This window comes from Caldimonas thermodepolymerans, from assembly GCF_015476235.1.
GTDB lineage: Bacteria > Pseudomonadota > Gammaproteobacteria > Burkholderiales > Burkholderiaceae_C > Caldimonas > Caldimonas thermodepolymerans.
The window spans coordinates 2,900,443-2,916,625 of record NZ_CP064338.1 but is presented as its reverse complement, the minus strand read 5'-3'; the positions used below and the strand labels follow the sequence as shown (position 1 = coordinate 2,916,625).

At 70.3% G+C, this 16,183-nt stretch carries 18 protein-coding genes; 2 read left to right on the top strand and 16 right to left on the bottom strand.

Translation table 11 applies throughout. The features are described from left to right. Positions 1-86 precede the first annotated feature (86 nt). From IS481_RS13720 to IS481_RS13710, 3 genes are read right to left on the bottom strand one after another with little or no spacing between them, the layout of a single operon-like run. Positions 87-2,213, bottom strand: a complete 2,127-nt coding sequence (locus IS481_RS13720) for a chemotaxis protein CheA (protein ID WP_104358911.1) — start codon at positions 2,211-2,213, stop codon at positions 87-89. Between the two features lie 47 nt (positions 2,214-2,260). Next, the gene (locus IS481_RS13715; protein WP_104358910.1) at positions 2,261-2,623 is read right to left on the bottom strand and encodes a response regulator; all 363 of its coding nucleotides are present in this window, start codon (positions 2,621-2,623) and stop codon (positions 2,261-2,263) included. 44 nt (positions 2,624-2,667) lie between these two features. After that, positions 2,668-3,075 (bottom strand): hypothetical protein, encoded by a 408-nt coding sequence (locus IS481_RS13710; RefSeq protein ID WP_104358913.1) that lies wholly within the window; start codon positions 3,073-3,075, stop codon positions 2,668-2,670. A gap of 225 nt (positions 3,076-3,300) precedes the next feature. On the opposite strand from IS481_RS13710, the gene IS481_RS13705 reads away from it, so the two are divergent. After that, complete coding sequence (locus IS481_RS13705) at positions 3,301-4,467, top strand: hybrid sensor histidine kinase/response regulator (RefSeq protein WP_194963301.1); 1,167 nt, start codon at positions 3,301-3,303, stop codon at positions 4,465-4,467. Next, positions 4,464-5,093, top strand: coding sequence for a response regulator (locus IS481_RS13700; RefSeq protein WP_104358908.1), 630 nt, complete (start codon positions 4,464-4,466; stop codon positions 5,091-5,093). The genes IS481_RS13705 and IS481_RS13700 overlap by 4 nt, the downstream gene beginning before the upstream one ends. A 12-nt stretch (positions 5,094-5,105) precedes the next feature. Here IS481_RS13700 and fliR read toward each other — a convergent pair whose 3' ends face one another. The 13 genes from fliR to fliF all read right to left on the bottom strand — a co-directional run bounded on the left by fliR (position 5,106) and on the right by fliF (position 16,159). Further along, complete coding sequence (gene fliR / locus IS481_RS13695; protein ID WP_104358907.1) at positions 5,106-5,867, bottom strand: flagellar biosynthetic protein FliR; 762 nt, start codon at positions 5,865-5,867, stop codon at positions 5,106-5,108. Positions 5,868-5,895: 28 nt separating this feature from the next. Further along, entirely contained in the window at positions 5,896-6,165 is a 270-nt protein-coding gene (locus IS481_RS13690; protein WP_104358906.1) for a flagellar biosynthetic protein FliQ, read from the bottom strand. A gap of 20 nt (positions 6,166-6,185) precedes the next feature. Continuing rightward, positions 6,186-6,971 (bottom strand): flagellar type III secretion system pore protein FliP, encoded by a 786-nt coding sequence (gene fliP, locus IS481_RS13685; RefSeq protein ID WP_104358905.1) that lies wholly within the window; start codon positions 6,969-6,971, stop codon positions 6,186-6,188. Positions 6,972-6,973: 2 nt separating this feature from the next. Further along, positions 6,974-7,318, bottom strand: a complete 345-nt coding sequence (locus IS481_RS13680; RefSeq protein WP_104358904.1) for a FliO/MopB family protein — start codon at positions 7,316-7,318, stop codon at positions 6,974-6,976. Between the two features lie 138 nt (positions 7,319-7,456). Continuing rightward, positions 7,457-7,915, bottom strand: a complete 459-nt coding sequence (fliN, locus tag IS481_RS13675; protein WP_104358903.1) for a flagellar motor switch protein FliN — start codon at positions 7,913-7,915, stop codon at positions 7,457-7,459. Further along, positions 7,905-8,909, bottom strand: coding sequence for a flagellar motor switch protein FliM (gene fliM / locus IS481_RS13670; protein WP_104358902.1), 1,005 nt, complete (start codon positions 8,907-8,909; stop codon positions 7,905-7,907). The genes fliN and fliM overlap by 11 nt, the downstream gene beginning before the upstream one ends. Positions 8,910-8,943: 34 nt before the next feature. Next, positions 8,944-9,540: a flagellar basal body-associated FliL family protein gene (locus IS481_RS13665; RefSeq protein WP_232529294.1), complete on the bottom strand. Its 597-nt coding sequence runs from the start codon at positions 9,538-9,540 to the stop codon at positions 8,944-8,946. Positions 9,541-9,678: 138 nt separating this feature from the next. Further along, on the bottom strand, positions 9,679-10,755 hold the full coding sequence (locus IS481_RS13660; protein ID WP_104358900.1) for a flagellar hook-length control protein FliK: 1,077 nt from the start codon (positions 10,753-10,755) through the stop codon (positions 9,679-9,681). A 10-nt stretch (positions 10,756-10,765) separates the two neighbouring features. Further along, on the bottom strand, positions 10,766-11,224 hold the full coding sequence (gene fliJ / locus IS481_RS13655) for a flagellar export protein FliJ (RefSeq protein WP_104358899.1): 459 nt from the start codon (positions 11,222-11,224) through the stop codon (positions 10,766-10,768). A 20-nt stretch (positions 11,225-11,244) separates the two neighbouring features. Further along, a complete protein-coding gene (gene fliI, locus IS481_RS13650; protein ID WP_104358898.1) occupies positions 11,245-12,693 on the bottom strand; it encodes a flagellar protein export ATPase FliI in 1,449 nt (482 codons plus the stop codon). Next, positions 12,690-13,436: a FliH/SctL family protein gene (locus IS481_RS13645; RefSeq protein ID WP_104358897.1), complete on the bottom strand. Its 747-nt coding sequence runs from the start codon at positions 13,434-13,436 to the stop codon at positions 12,690-12,692. The genes fliI and IS481_RS13645 overlap by 4 nt, the downstream gene beginning before the upstream one ends. Further along, positions 13,420-14,415 carry a flagellar motor switch protein FliG gene (fliG, locus tag IS481_RS13640; protein ID WP_104358896.1) on the bottom strand — a complete coding sequence of 332 codons (996 nt, stop codon included), beginning with the start codon at positions 14,413-14,415 and terminating at the stop codon, positions 13,420-13,422. Before fliG ends, IS481_RS13645 begins: the two co-directional genes overlap by 17 nt. 31 nt (positions 14,416-14,446) lie before the next feature. Then, on the bottom strand, positions 14,447-16,159 hold the full coding sequence (gene fliF / locus IS481_RS13635; RefSeq protein ID WP_104358895.1) for a flagellar basal-body MS-ring/collar protein FliF: 1,713 nt from the start codon (positions 16,157-16,159) through the stop codon (positions 14,447-14,449). Between the last annotated feature and the right edge of the window lie 24 nt (positions 16,160-16,183).

The window sequence follows — 16,183 nt, the reverse complement described above, 5'->3', positions numbered from 1 at the left end:
TCCAGGGTTGTCGGCCGGGCCGCACGAAGACTTGAGGAACTGTTTCACGGCCGGACCGCACGGGGCGGCCCGGCCTGCGGGAAGGCTCAGTGGCGCGAGCGGCGCACCAGGCTGCCGACGTCCAGGATCAGCGCGACGCGGCCGTCGCCCATGATGGTGGCGCCCGAGACGTCGGGCACCTTGCGGTAGTTGGCCTCGAGGTTCTTGACCACCACCTGCTGCTGGCCGAGCAGCTCGTCCACCAGCAGCGCGACGCGGCCCCCTTCGGCCTCGACGACCACCATGATCGAGCCGGGGCGTTCGAAGTCGAAGCGCGGCACGTTGAACACCTGCTCGAGCTCGATCACGGGCATGTACTCCTGGCGCACCTCGACCACCCGGCCGTGGTTGCCGATGGTCCGCACCATGCCCGGCTCGACCTGGAAGCTTTCCACCACCGAGGACAGCGGCAGGATGTAGACCTCCTCGCCGACACCCACGCTCATGCCGTCCATGATGGCCAGCGTCAGCGGCAGGCGCACCGCGACGCGCATGCCCTGGCCCTCGACCGACTGGATCTCGACGGTGCCGTTGAGCGCGGCGATGTTCTTCTTCACCACGTCCATGCCGACGCCGCGGCCGGACACGTCGGTGACCTGCTCGGCGGTCGAGAAGCCGGGTTCGAAGATCAGGTTCCAGACCTCCTGGTCGGACAGCGTGTCCGGTGCGTGCAGGCCGCGTTCGCGTGCCTTCTTCAGCAGCTTCTCGCGGTTCAGCCCGCGGCCGTCGTCGGCGACCTCGATCACGATGGAGCCCCCCTGGTGGGAGGCCGACAGCGTGATCGTGCCGGTTTCGGGCTTGCCCCTGGCCAGGCGCTCCTCGGGCAGCTCGATGCCGTGGTCGCAGGAGTTGCGCACCAGGTGGGTGAGCGGGTCGGTGATCTTCTCGACCAGGCCCTTGTCCAGCTCGGTGGCCTCGCCGTGCGTGACCAGCTCGACCTTCTTGCCGAGCTTGTGCGCCAGGTCGCGCAGCATGCGCGGGAAGCGGCTGAACACCGTGGACATGGGGATCATGCGGATCGACATCACGGCTTCCTGCAGGTCGCGCGTGTTGCGGTCCAGGTCCGTCAGGCCGGCCAGCAGCTGCTGGTGCACCACCGGGTCCAGCGTGCGGCTGTTCTGCGCCAGCATGGCCTGGGTGATGACCAGTTCACCGACCAGGTTGATCAGCTGGTCGACCTTCTCGATCGAGACGCGGATCGTCGCGGCATCCAGCGAGGCGGCGCTGCGGCCTTCGGCCTTGGCAGCCGCCTTGGGGGCTGCGGCAGGCTTCGGGGCAGCGGCTGCCGGGGCCGGCGCGGCCACCGGCGCTGCCGGGGCGGCGGCCGGTGCGCCGGGGGCATCGTCGAAGAAGCCGTAGCCCGGGTCGGCGCTGGCCGCCGGCGCGGCTCCCTGGGTTTCAGGCGCCGCAGCCGGGGCGGCTTCCATCGGCGCAAAGCGCACCTGCTCGCGCGAGACGTGGAAGGTGAACAGGTCGAGCAGCTCGCTTTCGCTGCTGCTCGTGACCACCTTGAAGCGGCGCGTGCCGTCGACGGCCTGGCCGTCGTCCAGGGGCTCGATCGTGCCGAGGTCGGTGATCTCGCGGAACAGTTCCTGCAGGTTGTCGGCCTGCGAGGGGTCGGGCAGCGGGCCGACGGTCAGCTCGAGCGTGCGCACGCCCCCCGCTGCGGCCGGGGCTGCGGCAGGGGCAGGTGCCGGCGCCGCCACGGGGGCGGGGGCCGGTGCCGGGGCCGCCACCGCAGGCGCCGGGGCCTCGCCGGCCACCATCGCGCGGATGTTGAACAGCAGCTCGGACGTGTCGATCTCCTCGCCCACGCCGGTCTGGTGGCGCTTGAGCTGGGCGCGCAGCGCATCGCCCGAGGCCAGCAGCACGTCGACCATCTCGGCGGTGGGCTGCAGTTCGTGGCGGCGCAGCTTGTCCAGCAGCGTCTCCATCTGGTGCGTCAGTTCGGCCACGTCGGCAAAGCCGAACGTGGCGGCGCCGCCCTTGATCGAGTGGGCGCAGCGGAAGATGGCGTTCAGTTCCTCGTCGTCCGGGGCCTCGATGTCCAGCTCGAGCAGTTCCTGCTCCATGCGGTCGAGGTTCTCGGCCGCTTCCTCGAAGAAGACCTGGTAGAACTGGCTCAGGTCGATGCCTGCATTGCTCTGGGAAGCGGAGGACGTGATCTCGCCCATCGGGTACTCCTGGTCTTGTCGTCGTGTTGGCGCAGCGTCCCCGGCGGTCAACGGATGACCTTGCGGATCACTTCGATCAGCCGGGCGGGATCGAAGGGCTTGACCAGCCAGCCGGTGGCGCCCGCGGCGCGGCCGGCCTGCTTCATCTGCTCGCTCGACTCGGTGGTCAGGATCAGGATGGGCGTGGTCTTGAACTGGGGGGTCTCGCGCAGCTTGCGGGTGAGGCTGATGCCGTCCATGCGGGGCATGTTCTGGTCGGTCAGCACCAGGTCGAAGTTCTGCGTGCCGGCCTTCTCGTAGGCGTCCTGACCATCCACGGCCTCGACGACGTGATAGCCCGCGCTTTTCAGGGTGAACGAGACCATCTGGCGCATCGATGCCGAATCATCCACGGCAAGGATTGAATGCATAGCGCTCTCCGTTTTCGCCTATATCGGAAGTTGCCCGGGGATCTTTAGAACAGCTCGATCGAGCCGGCATCCATCTCGGCCTGGGTGACCGGGTTGGGGCGCAGCGGCGCGACCTCGACGACGGCCTCGCCGTCCTCGTCCTCGTCGCCCATCGCCTCGCGCGCCAGCTGGTCCGCGCAGCTGCGCAGGCGCCGGTGCGTGTGGGCGATCAGCTGCGAGGCCATGTCCTGGAACTGCAGCGCGACCACCGCCGCGCCCAGGTGCTGCATCACCGCCGTCAGCTCGTCGGTGCCGATGCGGCGCTCGGCGGCAGCGGCCGACAGCGACTGCATCTGCGCCACGGCTGCGGAGAAGCGCTGCAGCAGGCTGTCGCTGGCATCGGCGAGCAGGGTGTCGAGACGCTCCAGGTCGTGGCTGGCGGTCATCAGGTGGTCCTGCAGTTCGGCTGCCATCAGCAAGGGGATGGCGCTGGTCGTGCCGGGCAAGGATGTGTCATTCGTCACCGGGGGTCTCCACGTCGGGGGCTGAGGCTGCAGGCGTCCCAGTAGAATTTTTGTCACGGCTTGCCGGGGTCGAAGGACCGACAAGGCAAGGAATCTGATGGCTATTCGGCATGGCGGCCCTGATCCTGTAGGACTTTTTTCTCGTTTCGGGGCCGGCATGCGATGCTGCAACCCATGAGCGCCACCCCGCCCCGCCGCCTCCTGCGCGTGCTGCACATCGAGGACTCGGACCTGGACCACCAGCTGGTGGTGACCCAGATGCGGCGCGCCGGGCTGGACGTGACCTCGATGCGGGTGGAGACCGCCGCCGAGTTCGAGGCCGCGCTGCGCGACGGCTGCGGCGGCGAGGACTGGGACGTCATCCTGTCCGACTACAACCTGCCAGGGTTCTCCGGGCTGATGGCACTGGACATGCTGCGCGCCAGCCAGCGCCTGGTGCCGTTCATCATCGTCTCGGGCGAGATCGGCGAGGACGTGGCGGTCGAGGCGATGCGCAACGGGGCGAGCGACTACCTGCTCAAGAACAACCTGGCACGCCTCGTGCCTGCGACCTTGCATGCCATCGATGCCCAGCAGGCCATGCGCGCGAAGCAGGTGGCCGACGCCGCGCTGGCGCAATCCAAGGAGCGGCTGCGCGAGCTGGCCCAGCACCTGCAGACCAGCGTCGAGGCCGAGCGTGCGGCCATCGCGCGCGAGGTCCACGACGACGTGGGCGGCTCGTTGACCGCGCTCAAGTTCGACATCGCCTGGATCGCGCGGCACGCGCAGGACGAGGCGGTGCGGCAGCGCGCGCAGTCGGCGCTGGAGACCGTCAACCACGCGCTGGAGGCCAGCAAGCGCATCATGCACAACCTGCGCCCGGCCATCCTGGAGCAGGGCCTGGTCGCGGCGCTGCAATGGATGACCGCCCGGTTCGAGAAGCGCACGGGCATTGCCACCACCTTTCACTCCAGTCACGAACAGATGCAATTGCCGGCCGGCGTGCCGCTGGTGGCCTACCGCACCGCCCAGGAGGCGCTGACCAACATCACCAAGCATGCCCAGGCGAGCCGGGTGAAGGTCGACCTGACGTTGGCCGGCGGGGTGCTGTCGCTGGAGGTCAGCGACAACGGCCGGGGCCTGAGCCCGGCGGACCTGTCCAAGGCCCGCTCGTTCGGCATCCGCGGGCTGCACGAGCGCGCCGGCACCGTGGGCGGCTGGGTGGACCTGACCAGCGGCCCCCATGGCACCACGCTGATCCTGCTGGTGCCGTTGACCGGGGAAGGGCCGCCAAGCGATGATGCGCCGCACGAGGACGTGCGCTCGGGACAACACGACCCGACGTTCTGGGGAGAACTATGATCAAGGTGATCCTGTGCGATGACCACGCGCTGATCCGCCGGGGCATCCGCGACACCCTGGCGGACGTGGACGACATCGAGGTGGTGGGCGAGGCCGGCGACTATGGCGAGCTGCGCAGCCTGCTGCGCACCACGCCGTGCGACGTGCTGGTGCTGGACATCAACCTGCCCGGACGCAGCGGCCTGGACGTGCTGCACGTGCTCAAGGACGAAGGCTCGCCGGTCAAGGTGCTGGTGGTCTCGATGTACCCCGAGGACCAGTACGCGATCCGCGCACTCAAGGCCGGCGCCTACGGCTACGTCAACAAGGGGGGCGACCCGGCGCAGCTGGTCGCGGCGGTGCGCATGGTGGCCCAGGGCCGCAAGTACGTCACGCCCGAGATGGCGCAGATGCTGGTCGAGAGCCTGACCGCGCCGGCCACCGAGGCCGCGCACGAGCGCCTGTCCGACCGCGAGCTGCAGACCCTGGTGATGATCGCCTCGGGCAAGCGCCTGTCAGACATCGCCGAGGAGCTCACCCTGAGCCCCAAGACCGTCAGCGTCTACCGCGCCCGCGTGCTGGAGAAGCTCGGGCTGTCGAACAACTCGGAACTCACCGTCTACGCGATCCGCAACGGCCTGGTCTGAGGCCGGCTGCGCTCACTGGAAGCGCGAGAGCATCTGCTCCAGCGCCACCGTGAACGGCTGCTCCAGCAGGGGCAGGATCGCCAGCACGCCCACCAGCCCCACCGACAGCGTGATCGGGAAGCCGATCGCGAAGATGTTCATCTGCTGTGCCACCCGGGTGATGACGCCCAGGATCAGGTTGATGAACAGCAGCATCGCCATGATCGGCAGCGCGATCCACACGCCGATCCTGAACACCTCGGCACCCAGCGTGTGCAGCTGCACCGCGTGCAGGAAGGCCATCGGCTCGGCCGAGACCGGGAAGGCGTGGAAGCTCTCGATCACCGCGGCGATCAGCACCAGGTGGCCGTTGATGACGACGAACAGCAGCGACACCGTGGTGCCGAACAGGCGGCTGACCGCGTTCGTCTGCCCGCCCGAGCCCGGGTCGAAGAAGGCGGCAAAGCCCAGGCCCATCTGCAGGCCGATCAGTTCGCCCGCGTATTCGATCGCGGCGAACACCAGTCGCACCGCGAAGCCGATCGCCAGGCCGACGACCAGCTGCTGCACGACGGCCGCGAGGAACCCGGCCGACTCGAAGCCGATCGCCGGCGGCGCGGGCATCGACACCTGTGCGGCCAGCGCGACGAAGAAGGCCAGCCCGATCTTCGCGCGCACCGGGATCGAACGCACCGACAGCACGGGCGCGCTGCTGAACAGCGCCAGCGTGCGCAGGAAGGGCCACAGGACCGGCGTGATCCAGGCCATCAGCTGCTGCTCGGTGAAGGTCAGCACGGGCGGATCTCCGGCGCGCAGTGGCGCCTCAGCTCACGACCGAGGGGATGGCCAGCAGGGTGCGCTGGATGTATTCGACCAGCATGGTCAGCATCCAGGGCCCGGCGATCGCCAGCACCGCGACGGCGGCGAGCATCTTGGGCACGAAGGACAGCGTCGCCTCGTGGATCTGCGTGGCGGCCTGGATCACGCTGACCAGCACGCCGACGACCAGCACCGCCACCAGGATCGGCGAGGCGACGACCAGCAGCAGGTGCAGGCCCTGCTGCCCGAACGTGAAGACCTGTTGGGCGTCCATGGGATTCCTCTTTCCCGACCTCAGGTGGCGAAGCTGGCGGCGAGCGAGCCGAGCAGCAGGTTCCAGCCGTCGGCCAGCACGAACAGCATCAGCTTGAACGGCAGCGAGACCAGCACCGGCGACAGCATCATCATCCCGAGGCTCATCAGGACGCTCGCGACGATCATGTCGATGATCAGGAACGGGATGAAGATCATGAAGCCGATCTGGAACGCGCTCTTGAGCTCGCTGGTCACGAAGGCCGGCACCAGCACCCGGAACGGCGCGTTCTCGGCGGTGACCGAGGGATCGAGCTTGGCCAGCTTGGCGAACAGCGAGAAGTCGGATTCGCGGGTCTGCTTGAGCATGAACTCGCGCATCGGCACCTCGGCGCGCTCGAGCGCCTGCTCGAACGGGATCTGCTGCGCGGCGTAGGGCTGGTAGGCCTCGCTGTAGATCCGGTCGATGGTCGGGCTCATCACGAAGAAGGTCAGGAACAGCGCCAGGCCGATGATCACCTGGTTGGGCGGCGCGGCCTGGGTACCCAGCGCCTGGCGCACCAGCGACAGCACGATCACGATGCGCGTGAAGCCGGTCATCAGCAGCACCACGGCCGGGATGAAGCTGAGCGCCGTGAAGAACAGCAGGGTCTGGATCGGCACCGAGTAGGTGGTGCCGCCGGCACCCTGGCCGACGACCAGTGGCAGCGAGCCGCCCGCGGCGGCCTGGGCGGCGGCGGTGTCCGGCAGGGCGGCAAGCAGCGCGAGGGCGGTGCCCGCACCGGCCCGGGCGGCGCCGCGCAGCGACGGGAACTCCAGGGCGCGCATGTTCAGCGCTCCTTCCTCGCGCGGGCCAGCAGCGACGGGAACGAGGCGCCGCGGCCGACGGTGTGGCCGTCCGGCGGCAGCGCGCCGGCGGGCAGGGTGTGCACGGTGGTGATGCTCTGGGCGGTCACGCCCAGCACCAGCCACTGGCGTGCCTCGCCTTCGCCGACCTCGACCGTGACCAGCCGCTGGCCGGGGCCGAGCGCGGTGGTCGAGACGATGCGGGTGACCTGCAGCGCGCCGGCGGTGCCGAGGCCGAGCACCGGCGAGCGCTTGAGCAGCCACAGCACCAGCGGGATCAGCGCGAGGATGAACAGGAACCAGAGGGCGAACGTTCCGGAGGACGGCATGGGCGGCAACAGGTGTCGGTGCGCGTGGCGCCACGCGGGCGTGGCATGTGTCCATTCTCGGCAAGCGCGCCGCGCGCAATGCAAGAAACAAGGGGGCCAAAGGCCCCCTTGTTGTGCGTACCGGCGCCGTGACGCGGATCACGATCCGCGGCTGAGGCGGCGCATGCGCTCGGACGGCGTGACGATGTCGGTCAGGCGGATGCCGAACTTGTCGTTGACCACGACGACCTCGCCCTGTGCGATCAGGTAGCCGTTGACCAGCACGTCCATCGGTTCGCCGGCCAGCGCGTCCAGCTCGATCACCGAGCCCTGTGCCAGCTGCAGGATGTGCTTGATCGGGATGCGCGTGCGCCCGAGCTCCACGGTGAGCTGCACCGGGATGTCGAGGATCATGTTGATGTCGTTGCCGGCCGTGGTCGGGCCGGTCGACGAGAAGTTGGTGAACGACGGGGTCGACACCTGTTCGGCCGGGCCGCTCACCACCTCGTTGATGGACGAGGTGCTGGCGCCGGCCTGTTGCTGCTGGGCCAGCGCGGCTTCCCACTCGGCAGCCATCGCTTCCTGCGGGTCGAGGGGCTTGGAGGCATCATGAGACATGGGGTTCTCCCAACCAGCCGAAGTCGCGGCCGGTCAACACTTGCTCGATCTTGATGGCATACTTCCCGTTGGAAGTCCCGTAGTGGCATTCGAACACCGGCACGCCGTCGACCTTGGCCTGCACCAGCGGCGACAGGTCCAGCTCGATGAAGTCGCCGGGCTTGAGCGCGAGCAGCTGCTCGACGGTGGCCGGCGCGTGGCCCAGCTCCACGCACAGCTCGACCTCGGCCGCCTGGATCTGGTGGGTCAGCAGCTTGACCCAGCGGCGGTCGGTGCCGATCGAGTCGCCCTGCACGGTGGAATAGAGCACGTCGCGGATCGGCTCCAGCGTCGCGTACGGGATGCACAGGTGGATGGTGCCGGAGGTGTCGCCGATCTCCAGGGTGAACGAGGTCGCGACGACGATCTCGCTGGGCGTGGCGATGTTGGCGAACTGCGGCTGCATCTCCGAGCGCTGGTATTCCAGCTCCAGCGGGTAGATGCCCTGCCAAGCCTTCTTGTACTCCTCGCGGATCACGTCGACCAGGCGGGCGATGATGCGCTGCTCGGTCGGCGAGAAGTCGCGGCCTTCGATGCGGGTGTGGAACTTGCCGGAGCCGCCGAACAGCGAATCGATCACCGCGAACACCAGCGTCGGGTCGCAGACGATCAGGCCCGAGCCGCGCAGCGGCTTGACCGAGACGATGTTGAAGTTCGTGGGCACCACGATCTCGCGCAGGAAGGCGCTGTACTTCTGCACCTTGATCGGTCCGACGGAGATCTCGGGGCTCTTGCGGATCAGGTTGAACAGGCCGATGCGGACGTTGCGGGCGAAGCGCTCGTTGATGATCTCCATCGTGGGCATGCGCCCGCGGACGATGCGCTCCTGGCTGGCGATGTCGTACTCGCGGATGCCGCCGACCGGCTCCTCGGTCTGCTCGAGCTTCTGGCTCTCGCCGGTGATGCCCTGCAGCAGGGCATCGACTTCGTCCTGGGAGAGGATCTGCTGGTTCATGTTGCGGTTCCCGCGCCGGTGCCCGTCGACTGCTTCACTGGATGATGAAGTTGGAGAAGTGCACGGCCTTGATGACGGCGTTGCCGCGCGGCGCACGCCGGCGGCCCGAGCCGTCGTCGTCGGCGAACTCGGCGTCCACGGGCGGCATGCGCATGCCCAGGGGACGCACGGCCTCGCGCAGGATCTCGGCGGCCAGGCGTTCCTTGCCGGCGCGATCCAGCAGCTCGTCGGCGGTCTTGTGCATCAGCAGCATCAGGATGTTGCTGCGCACCGCCGGCAGGTAGGCCTTCAGCCGCTCGGCGGCTTCGGGCGAGGTCATCTCGAACGTGATGCCGATCTGGGCATAGCGCTCGACGTTCTTGTCCGACAGGTTGAAGGTGAAGGGCTCCAGCGGCAGGAACACCGGCGGCTGGCCCGGCACCGTGCGCGGCCGCGCCACTTCCTGGACCGGCACCTCGTCGATCTCGTCGTCGTAGTACGCGCTGGCCTGGCGCTGCTTGAGCAGCAGCAGGCCGGCCACGGCGGCGGCGACCAGCAGGGCGAGGACCGCAAGGACGATCAGCAGCAGCTTCTTCTTGCCGCCGTTCGGATGCGCGGCATCTGCGGCGGCTGGGGCCATGGCAGCGGGCATGTTCTTGGTTTCCTTCGGTGCTTCGAGGCGGTGGCGCAGCGCGTGGGCCGCTTTCACCGCGATGTTCCGATTATTCGAATCCGGGGCGCTTCAGAAGCGGGGAAAAGGCAGGGAAATCGGTCGTTTTCGACGCCAGGCTCAGGCATACAGGTCCAGCCGGCCGTCGATGCGGCGCGCCGGGGCCGTCACGGGCGCGACGGGCTCGGCGTCCGGCACGTCGCCGCGGCCGCTGCGGCCTCCCGGGGTCGAGGCCGGCCCGGCCTGCCGTGCCGGCTGGTGCTGCTGCGACACGCCGCCGCCGCTCAGGGTCAGCCCGGCTTCGTGCAGCGCGGCCGCCAGGTGCGACAGGCTCTGCTCGATCGCCGCGCGCGTGGCCGCCGACGCAGCGGCGAAGTCGACCTGCGCCTGCTGGCCCTGCACCGCGATCTGCACGCTGATCGGGCCCATCTCGGCCGGGTTCAGCGTCAGGCGTGCCTGCTGCACGCCGTCGCGCACCAGGTAGCTCACCTGCGAGGCCAGGGCCTGCGGGAACTCCGGTGCATCGGCCGGGGTGTCGACATGCCGGCTGGCGAGGGCCTGGGCGGCGCCGGTGGCCGAGGTGGCGCCGACCGGTGCGGTGCCCGGCACCGCGGCCAGCGCGGGCGGGGGCTCGGCCGTCCTTGCGGGTGCGCCGGAGGCCCTCTGCGTGGCCTCGGCCGTGGCGGCCATCAGCGTCTCGAAAGCTGCCTCCGTGTCCGCCGCCCCGGCCTCGGCCTCTTCCACCGGGGCGTGCCCGGCCTGCGTGGCCGCGAGGTCCGGGGTGCCCGCGTCTTGCCCTGGCCGGGCGGCGCGTGCACCCGGCGTGGCGGCCGCGGCCTCGTCCGTGACGTCGTCGGCGGCGGCGGTCGCAGCGGCTGCCACGGCCGCCTCCTCGCGAGGAGGCGGCGCCGCCTCGAGCGCCACCATCAGCGCGGCAGCGTCCGGGTGGAGCGTGGCGTCCGCTTCGTCGGCGTCGGCGGACTCGCGCGCCGGTTCGGCCTCGGCGGGACGCTGCTGCGCCTCGCCGCGCCCGGGCGCTTCCTCGGCGCGCGGCGGCTGCGCTTCGGGGGCGGGTGGCTGCTGCGCCTGGCGCAGCAGCTGCGAGAAGCCGCGCGATGCCGCGGTCGGCGTCACCGGGGCGGGCGGTGGGACCGGCGCGACCGGGGCGGACAGCAACAGCGAGGTGATGGCACTCATGGCGTCCCGTTCAGGCGGTCAGCACATGGACGCGCGCGGCCCATGCCAGGCGCGAGGCCTGCTCGTCGGTGGCCTTCTGCTCGCGGCGCCGTTGCGCCAGCGCTTCCTCGGCCTCGCGGCGCTCGATCAGCTTGCGGATGGAGGCGGCGCGCGTCTCGCGCTCGACCAGCACGGCCTGGCAGCGTTGCCGGCCGGCGCGCGCCTGCGCGACGACCCGCTGCTGCTGCTCGATCGCGGCGTTCAGGCGCGACATGAAGTTCTGGTAGCACTGCAGGATGTCGACCGTGCCTTCGCGCTGGAACTGCTGGCTCCAGCGCTTCTGGTAGTCGGTGCGGTAGTCCTCGAGCTGCGCGGCCTGCCGTTCGGCGGCTTCCAGCTGGGCGGCGGCACGCTGCATCGCGCGCAGGGCCGCGTCGCGTTCCTGCTCGGCGTGTTCGAGGGCAACCTTCAGGGCATGCAGGCGACTCATGGGCGGTTCTCGGTCGGGGGTCAACGGGCGGCCGCGGCCGGGTCGCCGTGGGTGGCGAAGACCGTGGCCTGCATCTGCGCGACGCTGTCTTCCAGCGTGGCGCGTTCGTGCATGTCCTGCTGCAGCAGGGCACGCATGGCGGGAAAGGCGCGCACCGCGGCGTCCAGCTCCGGGTCCTGCCCGGGCGCGTAGGCGCCGATCTGCAGCAGGTCGCGGCTGCGGTTGTAGCGGGCGTACATCTGGCGGAAGCGCCGCGCGGCCTCGAGGTGCTGCGGCGAGGCGACGTTGTGCATCACGCGCGAGGCGGACTTCTCGACGTCGATCGCGGGGTAGTGGCCGGACTCGGCCAGCTCGCGGGTCAGCACGATGTGGCCGTCCAGGATGGCCCGCGCGGCGTCGGCGATCGGGTCCTGCTGGTCGTCGCCTTCGGACAGCACGGTGTAGAACGCGGTGATCGAGCCCACGCCGTTGAGGCCGTTGCCGCTGCGCTCGACCAGCTGCGGCAGCTTGGCGAAGCACGAGGGCGGGTAGCCCTTGGTGGCCGGTGGCTCGCCGATGGCCAGCGCGATCTCGCGCTGCGCCATCGCGTAGCGGGTCAGCGAATCCATCAGCAGCAGCACGTGCGCGCCGCGGTCGCGGAAATGCTCGGCCACGGCAGTGGCGTAGCTCGCGCCCTGCATGCGCGTCAGCGGCGGGGCGTCCGCCGGGGCGGCGATCACCACCGAGCGCGCCAGGCCCTCCTCGCCGAGGATGTCCTCGATGAACTCCTTGACCTCGCGGCCGCGCTCGCCGATCAGGCCGACCACGATCACGTCGGCGGCGGTGTAGCGCGCCATCATGCCCAGCAGCACCGACTTGCCGACGCCGGAGCCGGCGAACAGGCCGATGCGCTGGCCCCGGCCGACGGTGAGCATCGCATTGATCGCGCGCACGCCGGTGTCCAGCGGCACGCGCACCGGGTCGCGGTCCATCGCGTTGATCGGGCGGCGCACCAGCGGCTCGTTGCGCACGTTCTCCAGCGGGCCCTTGCGGTCCATCGGGCGGCCGTGCGAGTCGACCACGCGGCCGAGCAGCCCGTCGCCCATCGGCAGGTGCAGGCTGCGGTCCTCGCTGCGCCGCCAGGGATGGGCGGGCTGGCCGAGCCGCGGCGGGGTGATCGGGCTGGCCAGCGGCACCACGCGGGCCCCGCTGGCCAGGCCGTGCACCTCGCCGGTGGGCATCAGGTAGGCGCGGTCGCCGGCGAAGCCGACCACCTCGGCCTGCACCGGGGGCTGACCGTCCATGCGCACCTCGCAGACCGAGCCGACCGGCACGCGGATGCCGGCGGCCTCGAGCACCAGGCCGGCCACCTTGACCAGCGTGCCCTGCATTTCCAGCGGCATCGGTGCCGAGGCGAAGGCGCGCAGGTCGCGCATGTACTGCTGCCAGTCGCGCAGCTTGTCGGCGGGCGAGCGCAGCTGGCCGTTCATGCCGGGTCTCCCGCGTCGGGCGCGGCGTCGCTCCAGTCCCCGGACTGGCCGAGCGCGGCCAGGGCCTGGCGCCAGCGGGTCTCGATCGCGGCGTCGACCGTGCCGATGTCGGACTCGACGATGCAGCCGCCGCGCGTGACGGACGCATCCGCGACCAGCCGGGCGTTGCGCGATTCGAGGTCCAGCTGCCCGCGCTCGACGAGCAGCGCATGGTCCTCGGGGTGCACGCGCACCTGCACGTGGCGCGCCGAGTGCAGCAGCGTGGACAGGGCTTCCTGCGCCACCGCCTCGACCAGTGCCGGGCGGGTCTGCAGCTCGGTGCGCACCACCTGGCGGGCGATGTCGCAGGCCACCGCGGCCAGCGCGCCGGCCAGCTGCTGTTCCAGCAGCTCGAGCTGGGCCTGGAAGGCCTGCGCGATCTGGCCCACCTGCGCGGTGATCTGCGCCGCGTAGCTTTGCTTGAAGTTCTCCAGCGCGACCAGGCCGTCGCGGTAGCCGTCCTTGTAGCCGGCCTGGCGGGCCTCGTGCAGCGCGGCCTGGTGGGCCTCGCTGAGGGCCGGTTCAGGCTCGGGTTCCGGCGCGGGCGCCGCGGCCGGTGCGGCGGGCGGCTCGGGCGGCACCGGGCCGCCTTCGCCTTCGGCCAGCGAACCCAGGCTCCAGGCCGAAAACGAGTGCAGCTCCTCGCGCGGGATGAAGCGGCTGTAGAGCGGGCGCTGGCCCGGCTTGTTAGACGAAGCTGTCATCGCCACCCATGCCCAGGACGATCTGGCCTTCTTCCGCCAGGCGGCGGACGATCTTCAGCAGTTCCTTCTGCTCGGCTTCCACCTCGGACAGGCGCACCGGGCCGCGCGATTCCAGGTCCTCGCGCAGCGCCTCGGCGGCACGCGTGGACATGTTGCCGAACACGCGCTCGCGCAGCTCGGGGCTGGCGCCCTTGAGCGCGATGACCAGCGATTCGGTCTGCACTTCCCGCAGCAGCAGCTGGAAGCCGCGGTCGTCCATCTTCAACAGGTCGTCGAAGGTGAACATGTTGTCCATGATCTTCTGCGCCAGCTCCGGGTCGCTCTGGCGGATGTAGTCCAGCACCGAGCTCTCGACCGAGGACCCCATCATGTTGATGATCTCGGCGGCGGTCTTGGCGCCGCCCAGCGAGGCCTTGCGCAGCCGGTCGCCACCGGCCAGCACCTTCGACAGCACCTCGTTGAGGTCCTTGAGGGCGGCCGGCTGGATGCCGTCCAGCGTGGCGATGCGGATCATCACCTCGTTGCGCTGGCGCTCGGTGAAGCACTTGAGCACCTGCGAGCTCTGCTCGAAGTCCAGGTGCACCAGGATGGCGGCGACGATCTGCGGGTGCTCGTTGCGCAGCAGCTCGGCCACCGAGGTCGGGTCCATCCACTTCAGGCTCTCGATGCCGGTGACGTCGCTGCCCTGCAGGATGCGGTCGATCAGCAGGTTGGCCTTGTCCTCGCCGAGCGCGCGGCGCAGCACGGTCTTGACGTATTCGTCGCTGTCGTTGACCAGCATGCTCTGCTCGGACGCGTCGGCGGCGAAGCGCTCCAGCACGGCCTCGACGCGGTCGCGCGGGATGACCTTCATCCTGGCCATCGTCTCGCCCAGGCGCTGCACCTCCTTGGGCGAGAGGTGCTTGAACACCTCGGCCGCGTCCTCTTCGCCGAGCGACATCAGCAAGATGGCCGAGTCCTGCAGTCCTTGTTCATCCATGGCGGGTCCGGGAAGGATTCATCTGGGGTTCTCAGGCCGCGGCGTCCTTGTTGACCCAGGTGCGCACGATGTTCGCGACCGCGCCTGGGTTCTCGCGCGCGAGCATGCGCGCGGCTTCCAGCTTGTCGCTGGCCACCGGGGCGGCCAGCATCGGCACGCTGCTGGTGCCGCCGGCCTGGTCGGGCAGCGGCGGCAGCACCTCGGGGTCGTCGACCTTGGCGTCCAGCGCGGGCACGGGCTCGGGCTGCGGCGCGGCGGCCTTCAGGGCCGGGCGCACGACGCCGAAGATGATCAGCAGCGCCAGCAGGGCCAGTGCCGCCGGCATGGCCGCCACGCGCAGCAGGTCCAGCGCCTGGGGCTGCTGCCACAGCGGCAGGTCGCTCGGCTCGTCGTTGCGCTCGGGGTGGAACGGGGCGGCGATCACCTTGACCGAGTCGCCGCGCTCCGGGTTGTAGCCGATGGTCTCCTGCACCAGCGCGGTGAGCTTGTCCAGTTCCTCCTGCGACGGCGGGGCGGTGACGGTCTTGCCGTTCGGGCCGGTGGTGGTGCGGTGGTTGACGACCACGGCCGCGTTGACGCGCTTGATCGTGCCGCTGGCGTTGCGCGTCACGCGCACCGTCTTGTCGACCTCGTAGTTGGTGACCGCCTCGCGGCGCACGTTGACCGTGGCGGCCGCGCTGCCCCCGGCCGGCTGCAGGGCCTGCGCCGGGCCGTTGATCGGGGCGGAGGCGGGCACCGGCGGCTGGTTGCTCACCGCACCCGGGATGCCGGTGGCGGTGGTGCCGTTGGGCTGGGTCGATTCCAGGGTCTGCTGGCTGCGCACCGCGGCCGGCTCGCCGCCCTGGTTGGGGCGGAACTGCTCGGAGGTCGATTCGCTCTGCGAGAAGTCCACCTCGGCGGTGACCTGCGCGCGCAGGTTGTCGCGGCCGAGCACCGGCTCGAGCAGGTCGATGATGCGCCGGGTGTAGGACGCCTCGATCTGCGCGACGTACTGCAGCTGCTGCGCATCCAGGCCCAGGCCGTGGCGGGCCTCGGGGTTCTCGGTCAGCAGCGCGCCGGTCTGGTCGACGATGCTGACGGCCTTGGGCGAGAGGTCCGGCACGCTGGAAGAAACCAGGTGCACGATGCCGGCGATCTGCGCGCGGTCGAGCGTGCGCCCCGGGTAGAGGGTGACCAGCACCGAGGCGGAGGGTTTCTGCTGCTCGCGGAAGAAGCCGTTCTGGTTCGGCAGCGCCAGGTGCACGCGGGCGCTCTGCACCGCCGACAGCGCGCTGATCGAGCGCGTCAGCTCGCCTTCCAGGCCGCGCTGGAAGGTCAGCCGCTCCTGGAACTGGGTGATCCCGAAGCGGGCGTTGTCCATCAGCTCGAAGCCGACGGTCGAGCCCTTGGGCAGGCCGGCCGAGGCCAGCTTCAGGCGCACGTCGTGCACCTTGTCGGCCGGCACCAGGATGGCCGAGCCGCCGTCGGCATGGCGGTACGGCACGTTCATCTGCGACAGCTGCGCGATGATCGCGCCGCCGTCCTTGTCCGACAGGTTGGCGTACAGGACCTTGTATTCAGGGCGCGCGGACCACAGCAGCATCGCGACGACGATGGCCAGCAGCGCGGCCAGGCCGGCGCCGAGCGAAAGCTTGCGCGAGGCGGGCAGCGCGTTCAGGCGGCCGAGCAGGCCCGGCTGCACGGCATCGGGGCCGTCCGATGCAGCGGGCAGGTGTTGGGGTTGCAAGGCAACGGCGTTGTCCATCGGGAGTCCCAGCGGTCCTTCTTC

Bases quoted from the DNA above. Each gene is read 5' to 3' on its own strand.
- IS481_RS13720 (WP_104358911.1), bottom strand. From the start codon at position 2,213: ATGGGCGAGATCACGTCCTCCGCTTCCCAGAGCAATGCAGGCATCGAC.
- IS481_RS13715 (WP_104358910.1), bottom strand. From the start codon at position 2,623: ATGCATTCAATCCTTGCCGTGGATGATTCGGCATCGATGCGCCAGATG.
- IS481_RS13710 (WP_104358913.1), bottom strand. From the start codon at position 3,075: ATGGCAGCCGAACTGCAGGACCACCTGATGACCGCCAGCCACGACCTG.
- IS481_RS13705 (WP_194963301.1), top strand. From the start codon at position 3,301: ATGAGCGCCACCCCGCCCCGCCGCCTCCTGCGCGTGCTGCACATCGAG.
- IS481_RS13700 (WP_104358908.1), top strand. From the start codon at position 4,464: ATGATCAAGGTGATCCTGTGCGATGACCACGCGCTGATCCGCCGGGGC.
- IS481_RS13690 (WP_104358906.1), bottom strand. From the start codon at position 6,165: ATGGACGCCCAACAGGTCTTCACGTTCGGGCAGCAGGGCCTGCACCTG.
- fliP (WP_104358905.1), bottom strand. From the start codon at position 6,971: ATGCGCGCCCTGGAGTTCCCGTCGCTGCGCGGCGCCGCCCGGGCCGGT.
- IS481_RS13680 (WP_104358904.1), bottom strand. From the start codon at position 7,318: ATGCCGTCCTCCGGAACGTTCGCCCTCTGGTTCCTGTTCATCCTCGCG.
- fliN (WP_104358903.1), bottom strand. From the start codon at position 7,915: ATGTCTCATGATGCCTCCAAGCCCCTCGACCCGCAGGAAGCGATGGCT.
- fliM (WP_104358902.1), bottom strand. From the start codon at position 8,909: ATGAACCAGCAGATCCTCTCCCAGGACGAAGTCGATGCCCTGCTGCAG.
- IS481_RS13665 (WP_232529294.1), bottom strand. From the start codon at position 9,540: ATGCCCGCTGCCATGGCCCCAGCCGCCGCAGATGCCGCGCATCCGAAC.
- IS481_RS13660 (WP_104358900.1), bottom strand. From the start codon at position 10,755: ATGAGTGCCATCACCTCGCTGTTGCTGTCCGCCCCGGTCGCGCCGGTC.
- fliJ (WP_104358899.1), bottom strand. From the start codon at position 11,224: ATGAGTCGCCTGCATGCCCTGAAGGTTGCCCTCGAACACGCCGAGCAG.
- fliI (WP_104358898.1), bottom strand. From the start codon at position 12,693: ATGAACGGCCAGCTGCGCTCGCCCGCCGACAAGCTGCGCGACTGGCAG.
- IS481_RS13645 (WP_104358897.1), bottom strand. From the start codon at position 13,436: ATGACAGCTTCGTCTAACAAGCCGGGCCAGCGCCCGCTCTACAGCCGC.
- fliG (WP_104358896.1), bottom strand. From the start codon at position 14,415: ATGGATGAACAAGGACTGCAGGACTCGGCCATCTTGCTGATGTCGCTC.
- fliF (WP_104358895.1), bottom strand. From the start codon at position 16,159: ATGGACAACGCCGTTGCCTTGCAACCCCAACACCTGCCCGCTGCATCG.